This window comes from Micromonospora sp. U21, from assembly GCF_018070045.1.
GTDB lineage: Bacteria > Actinomycetota > Actinomycetes > Mycobacteriales > Micromonosporaceae > Micromonospora.
On sequence record NZ_JAGPYK010000002.1, the window covers coordinates 1 to 12,428 of the forward strand.

Sequence of the window (12,428 nt, forward strand, 5' to 3'; positions counted from 1 at the left end):
TGATCGGCTGCCTTCACCACTGCCTCAGCAACCGCATCACCTTCAACGAAACCGTCGCCTTCCCCAACGCTGCCAACCAGCAACTACCTTCCGCTGCTTGACAGCAGTTCCGCATCGGATGTCTTCTCCACGTTGGCCCGCTGGAGGCCGCCGTAGGTCACGTCGCCGATGACGAACTGGCCGGCATACCGGCCGCTGGTCAGGTACAGCGGGGTGCTGGGTGAGTTGGAGATCTCGTTCTGCGGCATCCAGAGCACCGGCGGGGTGACCGGGTTGGCGTCGAACGGGCCGGCCGGGTTCATGTAGTGGTTGAAGAACCGGCCCTGCTTGACGTGCACCAGCTTGGACGAGGGCAGCCAGCCGCCCTGGTTGTCGGTGACGAAGATGCCGCCCTCCGGGCCCCAGCCGATGCCGTGCGGGGTCCGCAGACCTCCGGCGACGTAGCTGACCGCGCCGGTGTCCTTGTTGACCTTGAGGGTGGTGCCCCGGTTCACGGCCGGTTGCGGGTTGGTGGTCGCGCCACCCGAGTTGATCGAGACCGACAGGTTCAGGTAGAAGAACCCGTCCTGGTAGAGCAGGCCGAACGCGAACTCGTGGAAGTTCCCGCCGTACGGCCAGGTGGCGACCGTCTGGAGCTGGTCGGCCACCTCGTCGCCGGTGGTGTCCACCAGCCGGGTCAGCCGCTGCTTCTCCGAGACGTAGACCACCCCGTCGACGACCTTGAGCCCCATCGGCTCCTTGAGGCCGCCGGCGATCTTCTTGGTGGCCACGTTGCCCGGCCCGGTCGTGCCGCCGGTGTTGTTGAGGATCCACACCTCGCCGTCCTGGGAGGTGCCGGACTGGTCGCTGCCGCCCCAGGTGGAGATGACCAGGCGGCCGTCGGCCAGCCAGTCCATCCCGGTGACCTTCGGCTGGAAGCCGGTGGGTCGCAGGTTGGTCAGCGTGTAGCCGGGGTGCACACCGGTCAGCGGCAGGCCGTCGCCGGGGGAGTCGGTTACCCCCTCGCACTCCTTGCGACCCGGTGCGGTCACCCGGACCACTCCGGCGTCGGTGCTTAACGCCGAGTTCGGCACGACCACGAAGGACGACGAGCCGGGCGTCTTCCACTCCAGGGTGATCTGCTGGCCGCCCTCGCGCTCGAAGTGGTCGATGCGCAGCGGGTGCAGCCCGGCGGTGAGGGTGACCGTGCCCTCCTTGGGCGGGGTCGCGCCGTGCAGGCCGTCGTGGTTGATGACCACGGAGTTGTCGATCGACAGCTTGGACCCGTCGTCGCTGCTCAGCCGGAACGTGTAGCTGCCGGCCTGGGTGGTGGTGATGTTGCCGAGCACCTGCGAGACGAAGTAGTTGTCGAAGCCGAAGTCTGCGGTCGACGACCAGTTGATCGTGGACATCAGCTTGTCCACGTTCGGGGTCTGCGCGGGCTTGAGCGTGCAGATCTCGGAGAGCGGCACCTGCACGTCGAAGACGCGCAACGTGACGCCCGGTTCCTGCTCGGGGGCGGCGCCGGCCGGGTCGGCCCAGAAGCCGGCGGCGAGGACGAGTGCGAGCGCACCCAGGACAGGACTGCGGAATCGGCGCAGCAGCCGTGTGCCCATCGTTCCTCCAAAGGGATAGGAGTGCCGACGGCCGGCGCGGAGCAGTGGTGGGGTGGTGGCCGCCGGCCCGGTTCCGAAACGTCCTCGACGCCGACGAGTGATGATTCGGAAACACGGGGTTGATGGGCGAGACATTAAGTTGCTCGATTGACCTGTCCATGCCTTCGCGTCGATACATCAAACGTTCCCGATGTCCGTACGAAAGTTCGTGACAGTACGCCCGGGAATGCCCGCTGCCAAGGTGTCCGGCCTACCGCCGCCCGCGCCGGGCGGGACCACCGGCCCGGTTGCCGGGCTTGCGGGCCGGGGTACCCGATCTGCGGGGCGGCCCGGCGGCCCGGCGGGTCGGGGCGGCCGTGCCACGTGCGGCGGGCCGGCGGCGCGCCGCCACCAGCACGACGGCGGCCACCACCACGACGATCAGGGCCGGTACCAGCCAGGGCGGCAATCCGCGGCCTCGCTGGTCCTCTGCGGCGCCGGCCGGCTCGCTCGCCAGGGCGCCGGACGCGCCCGCGTCGGCGCTCGCGCCGGGACTCGCCGACGGCGTGCCCTCGATCAGGGCGAGCAGAGTGGGCGTCGGCCCGTCCGTGGGCGGCGACCAACCGGCCGGCGCCGCCGTGCTGCGCCCCTGATAGTCGAAGGTGACGGTGCCCCGCACCGCCTCACCGTCGGAGGCGACGGAGAGATAACTGGCCGTGTACCGGCCCTTCGCCGGCCAGTGCGCGACGGACACCATAGCCGGGAAGCCGGTGTGGTACAGCCGCGGCTCGAAGACGCCGTTGACCATGAAGTACTCCTGGACCGGCTTGTCCAGCCGCTTCGGCTCGCCGTACGACCAGCCGCTGTCCACCCGGGACCCGGTCGGCCCGGTGACGGTGAAGTGGGCGTTGGAGGCCGGCTTCTCGGTGAAGTACAACCCGAGCTGTGTCAGCGGCTCGCGGACCACGGTGCCGGTCAGCGGGGTGGAGGTCGCCAACTGGCCGTGCGCGGACGCCGGAGCGGCGGGCAGCAGCAGTGACACGACCAGGGTCACGGCCAGCGCCGCCGCTACTCGGCTCAGGAGGTGACGGGCAGTGACGAACCTCGATCGCATCCGTTCATCATGGTCATTTCCCCGCCACCGAACAAGACGTAGAGTTCTCCTCCCCGACGATCAGTTCGACACCCGTCCCCCCGCGTCGTTCGGAGTCCGCCCGTGTTCGTCCGTGCCCCCGGTTCCCGCGTTCCCGCCGTCCTCGCCACCGGCCTCGTCACCGCCCTGCTCGCCACCGCTTGCGGGCAGGACAGCGACCCGTCCGTGGCCACCCCCTCGACGCCGCCGACGGCCGCCGCGCCGCCGAGCGCCACCACGGCACCGACCCCGTCGGGCAGTGCCACACCCAGCGCCAGCGCCAGCACGCCTGCGGTGGACCGGCAGATCACCGTGACAATCGCGAAGCGGCGGGTCGACCCGCCCACCGCACGGGTCACCGTGGGTAAGGGCGAGCTGGTCCGGATCACGGTCACCTCCGACGTCTCCGACGAGTTGCACGTGCACGGCTACGACCTGGGCGCCCGGCTGCCCGCCGGCACGCCCGGGTCGGTGGAGTTCCGCGCCGACAAGACCGGGCTGTTCGAGGTGGAGACGCACGAGTCCGAGCTGGTGCTGTTCCAGCTCGTCGTCCGCTGAGCACCATGACCGGCGCCCCGGCGCTGCTGGCGCACGGCGTCGGCGGTCGCCAGGACCTGCCGATCACGCTGCCGCAGCTCGTCCTCGCCGCGGCCCTCACCCTGGTCGTCACGTTCCTCGCTCTGGGCCTGCTCTGGCGCGAGCCGCGGCTCGACCGGGACGCGACCGGCGGACGGCCGGTGCCCGAGCCGCTGGCCCGGCTCGTCGACGCGCCCGCGTTCCGGTGGGGACTGCGCGGGCTGGGCCTGCTCGCCGCCGGCTGGTTCTGCCTGGGCCTGCTGGGCGGGCCGGACACCCCGGACAACCCGACGGCTGGGACGTTCTACGTGCTGCTCTGGGTCGGGCTGGTGCCCGTGTCGTTGCTGCTCGGCCCCGTCTGGCGGGCGGTCAACCCGTTGCGTACCGTGCATCTGCTCGCCGTGCTGGTGGTGCGCCGGGACCCGGAGCGCGGCCTCCGCGAGCTGCCGGCCGGCCTGGGGCTCTGGCCGGCGGCCGTGGCCCTGTTCGGGTTCGTCTGGCTGGAGCTGGTCGCACCCGACCGGGCCACGCTGCCGGTCATCACCGCCTGGCTCGCCGGGTACGCCGTGGTCATGCTGGCCGGGGCGGCGCTGTTCGGCGCGGGCTGGTTCGACCGGGCCGACCCGTTCGAGGTGTACAGCGCGCTGGTCGGCCACCTCGCCCCGGTCGGCCGCGCAGCGGACGGCGTGCTGGTGTGGCGCAACCCGCTCGACGGGATCGCCGGGCTGCGGCCCCGCCCCGGGCTGGTCGCCGTGGTGATCGTGCTGCTCGGCTCCACCATGTTCGACAGCCTCTCCAACGCGCCGGCCTGGCTGCGCTTTATTCAGGAGAACGGCCTGCCCCCGGTGGTCACCGGCAGCGCCGGGCTGACCCTGGTCATCGCCGCCGTCGCCGCGGCGTACCTCGCCGCCACCGGTGCGGCGACCCGGATCGGCCGCGCCGGACCCGGCGACGCCCGCGGGCTGCCCGGCGAACTCGCCCACTCGATCGTGCCGATCGCGGCGGGCTACCTGGTGGCCCACTACTACTCGCTGCTGATCCTGGAGGGTCAGCGGACCGTCGCGCTGCTCTCCGATCCCCTGGACACCGGCGCGAACCGGCTCGGCACCGCCGGCTGGGAACCGCACACCGGCCTGGTCACCCCGTCCGGGGTGGCCACCCTCCAGATCACCGTCATCATCCTGGGGCACCTGCTTGGCACGCTGCTCGCCCACGACCGCGCCCTGTACCTGTTCCCCCGGGCCCGGGCCGTGGCCGGCCAGCTTCCCCTGCTGGCGCTGATGGTCGCCTACACCGTCGCCGGCCTGCTGCTGCTCTACGCCGGGTAGGGCCGCCGCCGACCGGGCGACCCCGTTCCGGGCCGGTGCGACCCGGGGGCGAGGATGAGGCGTGGATTCGGATCTTCGGCGCTACCTCGACGAGCTGGTCGACGCCGCGCGCGACGTGCTCGGCGACGACCTGGTGGGCGCGTACGCGGCCGGCTCGGTGGGGCTCGGCGCGTACCAGGCAGGCCGCAGCGATGTGGACGTGGCGCTGCTCTGCGCCGGGCCGCTGACCGAAGCGGACAAGCGGGCGCTGGTGGCGCGGCTGCGGCACGAGGCGCTGCCCTGCCCGGCGCGCGGGCTGGAGCTGGTGGCCTACCGGCGGGAGGTCGCCGCCGCCGGCAGCCCCGAGCCCGGCTTCGAGGTGGAGCTGAACACCGGGTCCGGGATGCCGTTCCGCTGCACCCTCGACCCGGACGACCGGCCGACGGCCGACGGCCGGTTCTGGTACGGGCTGGATCGCAGCATCCTGCACCAGAGCGGCCTGCCGCTGCTCGGGCCGCCAGCGGGGGAGGCCTTCGCCGACCTGACGTCGGCCGACTTGCGCCGCCTGCTGATCGAGGCGCTGTCCTGGTGGCTGGCCCTGCCGACGCCGCCGGACGACCGACCCGCCCCCGGCGCGGAGGACGCGGTGCTCGGTGCCTGCCGGTCCCTGGTGCGTCACCGCGACGGCGTCTGGTTGTCCAAGGTCGCCGCCGGGCAGCGCCTGATCGACGCCGGCGACCCGGCCGAGGTGATCGGCCGGGCGGTCGCCGCGCGGCGCGGTGGGTCCCCGCCCACCGGCACGCAGGCGCGCGCCTTCCAGCACCGGGTCCGCGCCGAGATCGCCGGCCGGCCCTAGCGGACCGGGCGGGACTGGAGCGACGCGACCACCGCCTTCCACGTCCCCTCGGTCTGGCGCAGGGTGCGGGCCCGGGGAATCGCGGCGACCGGCAGGTGGACCACCTGAACGTCGTACCCCGCGTGGCGCGCCTCGGTTTCGGTGACACCGACCCGGCCCAGCTCCGGGGTGGTGAAGACGGTGTACGGGACGAGTCGACCGGCGATGCTGCTCCTCTCACCCGCCAGGTTCGCCCGGATGATCCGGTAGTCGTCGAGCGAGGCGGCCGAGCGCGGCCGCCCCGCGTACCTGGCGTGCCGCCCGCGCGCTCGTCACCAGCGCCTTGGTCGGGATGCAGGCGACGTTGATGCAGCTGCCGCCGATCATGCCGCGTTCGACCATCGCCACCCGCCGGCCGGACCGGGCGACGTCCATGCTCAACGTCTTGCCGGCCTTGCCGCCGCCCACGACGAGCAGGTCGAACTCCTCCGGTTGGTCGGTCACCGGGTGCTCCTCTCGGCCGCCGGGCCGGGTGCCGCCGCCCGTGCGCGGCGGCCAGACCAGCTGTCAGCTTCGACGAACCATCGGCCCCGTTCCGAGCAGAACCGCCAACTCCGCGCCGGGCCCGCCTCGAGCTCAGGTCCGGGCGGCGCCGTTCTCGCTGACCGGCTGCCCGAAGGGCAGGAACGGCACGGGCGTCGGTTCGCCGGTGCCGCCGGGTCGCGGCAAGGTCGGGTCGGCCTCGCCGGTGTGCCCCTCCGCGGCGGCCGTACGGTCGGCAGTCGCCGACGGTTCGTCCGCGCGGGTGCCGGGCTGGTCGTTGCCGGGCTGGTCGTTGCCGGGCTGGTCGTTGCCGGGCCGGTCGACGCCCGGCCGCTCGGCGCTCGGTCGCTCCACACTGGCCCGCTCCGTGCCGGGCCGCTCGGCGCTGGAGCGGGTGCCCACCATCGGGTACTCGGCGGTCTCCGTGCCACCCGCGGCGGCGGCCATGACGGCGGCGGCGGCCAGGTCGGCCACCCGCTTCGCCTCCCGCTGCACCCGGGCGCGGACGTCCTTGGCGTGCCGCTCGGCGGAGTCTCCGGCCCGTCGGGCCTCGTCCAGCCGAGCGCTCTCGGCCGTGAGGTCCCGACGGACCTCGCCCAGCCGCTGCTGCACCCGGGACAGCTCGTTCTCCAGCGTCTCGCCCTCCTGGCGCACCTCGGCGAGCTGCTGCTGGGCGGTCTCCAGCTCGGCGTGCAGCTGGGCCGACTCCTGCCGGTGCTCCTCGATCTCCTGCTGGAGGGCGGCGAGCTGGTCCTGGTGGGTGGCGGCCTGCTCGTCGGCCCGGTTGCGCAGCTCGGTCACGTGCTGCTGCGCCTCGGCCAGCAGCGCGGCGATCTGCTGCTCGGTGGCGCTGCGCTGCTCGGCCAGCTCCCGCTCCGCGGCCGCCTGCTGCTCGGCGATCTCCTGTTCGGCGGCGCTCCGCCGGTCGTTGACGTCGCGCTCGATCCCGGCCTGCCACTGGGCCAGCTCCTGCTGGCTCTTGGCCCGGGCCGCCTGGAGCTCCTGCTGGATCTGGCTACGGGCCGACTTCATCAGCGCGTCGGCGGCGACCCGGGTCTGGTTGAGCTGCTGCGCGCTCTGTTCGGTGATCCGCTTCGCCTCGTTCTGCGCGCGCTCGTGCGCGGCCTCACCGTCGGCGCGCAGCTGCTCGGCGTGCTCCCGGATCGCGGTCAGCTCGGCCTCGGCCGCGCTGCGCCGCTCCTCGTGCGCCTGCTCCTGCTCGGCGCGCCGGGCCGCCAGCTCCTCCGCCAGGTCCTGGCGCGCCTGCGCGGCCCGCTCGCGGCTGTCGGCGAGGATCCGCTCGGCCTCGGCGCGCAGCTCGTTGGCCAGATCGGTGGCGGAATCGCTGATCATGGCGGCCTGCTTCTCCGCGAGGGCCAGGATCTCGCCGACCATCGGGCCCAGATCCTGGAACGAGGCGCGGTCCACGTGCACCGGCTGCTCGTGCAGCTCGGCCAGCTCGGCGCGCAGCCGCTGCACCTCGGCGGTCAGCTCACGGACCCGGACGGCGGAGCGTCCGTGCTCCCCACTCAGCATCGCGACCTGACCGTCGAGCTGCTCCAGGTGCCGGTCGACCTGGCGTTTGTCGTAGCCGCGCAGCGTGAGCTCGAAGCTCGGCCGCGAGGCCGCGTCGTCGCGTACCGCGAGCGGCTCAGCGCCGATGGACATGCACCATCCTCCGTACGATCGGGGCGCCAGGGCCGGCGGTCTACCGCCCCGCGGGCCGTGAGTGTGGCGCAACGCTACCGCCGAGGCGGCGCCATGCGAAGGCCCGCCCCACCACCGCTTTCCCCGCCCACCCTTCGTCGGTCAATCATGGAGTCGTGGTGCCCGAAAGACCCCGATCCGCCACTCTTGTGACCCACCACGACTCCATGATCGACCCGGTTGGGTGGGTTCAGCGCCGGCGGGCGACCAGCACCGCGTCGTGCAGGGTGATCTCGCGGCCGTCGGGGTCGGTGCCCGTGCGGGGGCGGGCCTCGGCGGTGAGCACCTCCCAGTCGGCCGGGTCCAGCGAGGCGGCCACGTCCTCGGCGGTGTACATCATGTCCGGTAGGTGCATCCGGTGCGCCGACGTCCACAGGTCCGACGGGTGGTGCCCGACGATCAGCAGGGTGCCGCCCGGCGCCACCGCGGCGGCCAGCCGGGCGAACAGCTCCTGCCGCTGTGCCGGTGGCAGGTGCATGAACTGCGCGGACACCAGGTCGTACGCGTCCTCGGCGGGCGGCTTCTCGCGCAGGTCGGCGTGCGTCCACTCGATGCGGTCGCCGACGCCGGCGGTCTCGGCGTGCCCCGCGGCCCGGCTCAGAGCGGTGGTGGAGATGTCCACCGCCGTCACCCGCCAGCCCCGTTCGGCCAGCCACACCGCGTCGGCGCCCTCGCCGCTGCCCACGTCCAGCGCCCGGCCCGGAGCCAGATCGGCGGCCTCGGTGACGAGCTGCGGGTTCGGCCGGCCGCTCCACACCGCCGGCCGGGACCGGTAGCGCTCCTCCCATGCCGGCTGCTCGAAGGCCGTGGCCCGCAACTGCCGATACGCGGTCACCGCGTCGCGGGTCTCCTCGGCGATCAGGTCGGCGTTGATCGCCGCCCCGGCGGTGAGGCCGGCCGCGGCGGCCGCGATCACCTGGCCGCGGACGTCGGCCACGTTGCCGGCCACCCACACACCCGGGACGCTCGTCGCCCCGGTGGCATCGGCGGGGATCTGAGTGCCGATCACGTACCCGCCCATCGTCACCTCCTCCGGAGCCAGACCCAGCCCCACCAGCATGCCGGCGCGGGGGGCGGTCCGAGTGGCGACCACCACCGCGTCGAGCGCCACCACCCGGCCGGAGGCGAGCCGTACGCCGGTCAGCGCGTCTCCGGTGACCTCCAGCCCGGCCACCGGGCCGGGCACCACGGCGATGCTCCGGGCGGCGAGCCGCTCGGCCGTCTCCTCGTCCGGGGCCGGCGCGTCGTGAAGCAGGAGCAGCACGTCCGAGCTCCACTGCCGCCACATCTCGGCCTGGTGCACGGCCAGCGGGCCGGTGGCCAGCACCCCGATCCGCCGGTCCTGGACCTCCCAGCCGTGGCAGTACGGGCAGTGCAGCACGTCGCGGCCCCACCGCTGCGCCACCCCGGGCACGTCGGGCAGCTCGTCGGTGAGGCCGGTGGCCACCAGCAGCCGACGGGCCCGCACCTCGCGCCCGTCGTCGAGGCTGAGGCGGAACCCGTCGTCGTCCCGGATCGCCGCCTCTACCCGCCCGGCCAGGAACCGCCCGCCGTACCCGGCGACCTCGGCGCGCCCGGCCGCGACCAGCTCGGCCGGCGGCGTCCCCTCCCGCGCCAGGTAGTTGTGCACGTGGTCGGCCGGTGCGTTGCGCGGCTCACCGGAGTCGATCACCAGCACCGACCGTCGGGTCCGGCTCAGCGCCAGCGCTCCGCTGAGCCCCGCCGCGCCACCGCCCACCACCACCACGTCATATGTCTCGTCCACCGGAATCTCCCCTTGGTTGTCGGCTGAGCCCACCATCCGTCGCCGCCGGCCAGGTGGCAACTATCCTTGCCGTTATGGCAAACGACGACAGCACGGCGTTGGCCGCCGTCGGCCCACGGCTGCGCGCCCTGCGCCACCAGCGCGGGACCACGCTGGCCCAGCTCGCCGACCTGACCGGCATCTCGGTGAGCACCCTGTCCCGGCTGGAATCCGGTAGCCGCCGGCCTACCCTGGAGCTGCTGCTCCCGCTGGCCCGGGCCTACCAGGTGCCGCTCGACGAACTGGTGGACGCCCCGGCCACCGGCGACCCACGGGTACGCCCCAAGCCGATCGTCCAGCACGGCGTGACGTTCCTGCCGCTGACCCGCCGACCGGGCGGCGTGCAGGCGTTCAAGCAGATACTCCCGCCCAACACGCCCACCGGGGAGCACACCCAGCAAACCCACGAGGGGTACGAGTGGATCTACGTGCTCTCCGGCCAGCTGCGCCTGCTGCTCGGCGAGCACGACCTGACGCTGACCGCGGGCGAGGTGGCCGAGTTCGACACGCGCACGCCACACCGGGTGATCAACCCCGGTCCCGGCACCACCGAGGTCCTCAACCTCTTCGGGCCGCAGGGGGAGCGGCTGCACGTCCGCGCCCGGCCCGCCGGATCCGACAAGGGGTAGTCGTCGCTCTACTGCCGGTCGTACGTCGCCAGCCGGTTCTGTGCCCAGGTGACGGAGTCGCATCGACGGTCACGGCAGTGCGGGCACGTGCCGTGGTCCCGGTGCTGAGCGACGATCCACTCGGCCGCGCGGGGTATCCAGACCTTCCGGTTGACCTCCACCGGGCCGGTCACCATCGCTGCGGTCCGTTCGTGCGGTGCGCCTTGAGTGCGTCGCGCGCCCTTGGTCTGAGCACGAGCCCGTCGAGACCCCGAGTATGTCGTGCCCACCGTGTTCTGCTGGCCTCGACGCTTCGGCCCTGAGCGGTCACGACGGCGCGGCGCTAGAGACGATGCCGGGTCCCGGCGACCGCGTTGTGCACCTGGGCCGGTCCGAACGGTCGCGCACTGCTGGCCAACGTCGGCGACGACGCTTGCCCTTGTATTTGTACAGCAAGGTAGGCATCCATCCGTGGATACACAGCTGCTTATGCATCGACTCTGCTGAATCTCATCAGCATGATCGAACGCACGCACATCGGCACGACCGGGTGCCGACTTGATCCGTTGTGGTGACAGTGCGTAGCGGTCGGTCGACGGCAGATGAGGGGAGCTGACCTTGCACGCCGCAGAGGCACTATGTCGGGGTCTGACCGCAGCCAGCGGTCAGACAGCTGCACCGGTTTTGGGACGGTGGTCAGTACTCGGTATCTGAGTGGAACCGGGTCAGCCGTAAGCCGGCGAGCTGCTCGGCCTCGACGGTGTCCACGATCTCCGAGGCGACAAGCCGCCCGACGGTCGGGGCCAGCGTGATGCCGGAATGCATCACCGCGACGTAGGCCCCATCCACGCCCGGGACGGGACCCACAATCGGCAGCTCGTCGGTTGGCATGGGTCGCGTTCCGAGCCGCACACTGACCAGGTGGACGTCCTCGGCGTCGAAGGTGGCGATGAGGCGGTGCAGCATTTGCTCGCCTGCTCGCTGCAGGTCCTCGTGGCTGATTTCACCGTTGTAGCCGGCGGCGACCAACAGATGACCGTCGGTTGCCTCGCGAACCTCCAGATGCGGGGTGGTGACCAGCGTACGAACCAGGCCGGGCGGTCCGGTGAAGCGCATCAGGAGGGCCGGGGAGGGCGCGATGGGGAGGTCGAACCCGAGCGGCGCACACAGCATGGGCGCGTCGACACCGGCGGTTACGACGACGGTGTCGGCGGCCAGAGGACCGGTGGACGCCTGCACCCCCACGACCCGGCCGTCGCGCACGGTCAGCGCGGTGACGGCGGAGTTGGCTATCAGCTTCGCACCATGGTCCTTTGACGCGCTCACCAGCGCCTGCGTCACGGCGACCGGGTCAACGGCTCCGTGGCCCCTGAGGTGCAGGGCGCGCATCGGCGGTTCCCGCAGACGCGGCTCCAACTGCCTGACCTCCGTGGCGTCGAGGAGGCGCTCGTCCGGTCCGAGAGGTGCGTCATCGGCAGGCAGGTTCTCACCCCACATCAAGGAACCTCGCCAACGCACCCGAACACCCGGTACCTCTTCCTCCAGGCGCCGGTAGTCCTGCAGAACTCGGCGTCGCAGGGGCGTACTGGGGTCTGGTACGTCTCCAATGCGCGGACCGCCGATCCAGGCGAAAGAGTCCGCAGTCACTCCCGAAGCAGGCACTGACTTGTCCAGCAGGACGACCTCGGCTCCAGCCCGTGCCGCCTCGAACGCCACTGCTGCGCCGACGATCCCGGCTCCCACAACCACCACTCGTGTCAACGCCCTCGAGCCCCTCGCTTCGTAGCAAGTCAAATATCGGATCTCGTGCGCCGGCTGACAGAACACCGGCTCACGCTGCGACCGTACCCAGACGCGCGGCATCCGCTCATCGGCCACGAACCGGGTGCCGACTTGATCCGTTGTGGTGACAGTGCGTAGCGGTCGGTCGGCGGCATGTCCGTGCGCCGGAGTGCCGCTAAGCTCTTGCCCTCCTCGCCCAAGGTGCGGTGGCTCCGGATGACCGCGCCCTTGCCGCATCGGGAGAGGGTGGCAGCCCGTTCGAGCCGGGCCGAGTCCGGGGACGCCCTGCAACTTTCCGGGCGTCCCAAGCTCTATCCGAGCGGACAGCGGCAAAAGAGGATGCCGACTGCAACGGTGCGAGATTCGGCCACGAGCTTGTTGCACGTTGCCACGGTGGGCATGCTGTTGCGGTGTTTCGTCGTCTGGATAAGGAAGCTCTGCTGGTCACGCCGGGGCCGGACGCAGACGTGTTCCGGGTGCCTTTGCAACCGTTCTCGTTCGTGTCCGCGATTCGGTGGTGCGGCCACCGGCAGGAACTCATCCTGATGGGTGCTCCAACT

Annotated in this window: 11 protein-coding genes; 4 read left to right on the plus strand and 7 right to left on the minus strand. The window is 72.2% G+C overall.

Annotated features, from left to right (window positions below):
• Nucleotides 1-83 precede the first annotated feature (83 nt).
• Both KBX63_RS02715 and KBX63_RS02720 read right to left on the minus strand, forming a co-directional pair.
• Complete coding sequence (locus KBX63_RS02715; RefSeq protein WP_247661610.1) at nucleotides 84-1,595, minus strand: PA14 domain-containing protein; 1,512 nt, start codon at nucleotides 1,593-1,595, stop codon at nucleotides 84-86.
• A gap of 250 nt (nucleotides 1,596-1,845) precedes the next feature.
• Nucleotides 1,846-2,688 (minus strand): copper resistance protein CopC, encoded by an 843-nt coding sequence (locus tag KBX63_RS02720; protein WP_210907674.1) that lies wholly within the window; start codon nucleotides 2,686-2,688, stop codon nucleotides 1,846-1,848.
• A gap of 102 nt (nucleotides 2,689-2,790) precedes the next feature.
• Here KBX63_RS02720 and KBX63_RS02725 point away from each other — a divergent pair, with 102 nt between their 5' ends.
• The 3 genes from KBX63_RS02725 to KBX63_RS02735 all read left to right on the plus strand — a co-directional run bounded on the left by KBX63_RS02725 (nucleotide 2,791) and on the right by KBX63_RS02735 (nucleotide 5,445).
• On the plus strand, nucleotides 2,791-3,264 hold the full coding sequence (locus KBX63_RS02725) for a hypothetical protein (protein WP_210907676.1): 474 nt from the start codon (nucleotides 2,791-2,793) through the stop codon (nucleotides 3,262-3,264).
• Nucleotides 3,265-3,269: 5 nt separating this feature from the next.
• Nucleotides 3,270-4,610 carry a hypothetical protein gene (locus KBX63_RS02730; RefSeq protein WP_210907678.1) on the plus strand — a complete coding sequence of 447 codons (1,341 nt, stop codon included), beginning with the start codon at nucleotides 3,270-3,272 and terminating at the stop codon, nucleotides 4,608-4,610.
• 61 nt (nucleotides 4,611-4,671) lie between these two features.
• Entirely contained in the window at nucleotides 4,672-5,445 is a 774-nt protein-coding gene (locus tag KBX63_RS02735; protein WP_210907680.1) for a nucleotidyltransferase domain-containing protein, read from the plus strand.
• Here the strand turns inward: KBX63_RS02735 and KBX63_RS02740 are convergent.
• The 4 genes from KBX63_RS02740 to KBX63_RS02755 form a co-directional block, all read right to left on the minus strand.
• Entirely contained in the window at nucleotides 5,442-5,687 is a 246-nt protein-coding gene (locus tag KBX63_RS02740) for a hypothetical protein (RefSeq protein WP_210908510.1), read from the minus strand. The two genes, KBX63_RS02735 and KBX63_RS02740, sit on opposite strands and share 4 nt — an antisense overlap.
• Complete coding sequence (locus tag KBX63_RS02745; protein WP_210907682.1) at nucleotides 5,662-5,928, minus strand: FAD-dependent oxidoreductase; 267 nt, start codon at nucleotides 5,926-5,928, stop codon at nucleotides 5,662-5,664. Before KBX63_RS02745 ends, KBX63_RS02740 begins: the two co-directional genes overlap by 26 nt.
• A gap of 132 nt (nucleotides 5,929-6,060) precedes the next feature.
• Entirely contained in the window at nucleotides 6,061-7,635 is a 1,575-nt protein-coding gene (locus KBX63_RS02750) for a hypothetical protein (RefSeq protein ID WP_210907683.1), read from the minus strand.
• A gap of 229 nt (nucleotides 7,636-7,864) precedes the next feature.
• Nucleotides 7,865-9,475: a bifunctional NAD(P)/FAD-dependent oxidoreductase/class I SAM-dependent methyltransferase gene (locus tag KBX63_RS02755; RefSeq protein WP_247661611.1), complete on the minus strand. Its 1,611-nt coding sequence runs from the start codon at nucleotides 9,473-9,475 to the stop codon at nucleotides 7,865-7,867.
• A gap of 38 nt (nucleotides 9,476-9,513) precedes the next feature.
• On the opposite strand from KBX63_RS02755, the gene KBX63_RS02760 reads away from it, so the two are divergent.
• Entirely contained in the window at nucleotides 9,514-10,107 is a 594-nt protein-coding gene (locus KBX63_RS02760; protein ID WP_210907687.1) for a helix-turn-helix domain-containing protein, read from the plus strand.
• 675 nt (nucleotides 10,108-10,782) lie between these two features.
• Here the strand turns inward: KBX63_RS02760 and KBX63_RS02765 are convergent.
• Nucleotides 10,783-12,105 (minus strand): FAD-dependent oxidoreductase, encoded by a 1,323-nt coding sequence (locus KBX63_RS02765; protein WP_307871584.1) that lies wholly within the window; start codon nucleotides 12,103-12,105, stop codon nucleotides 10,783-10,785.
• Nucleotides 12,106-12,428: the final 323 nt, after the last annotated feature.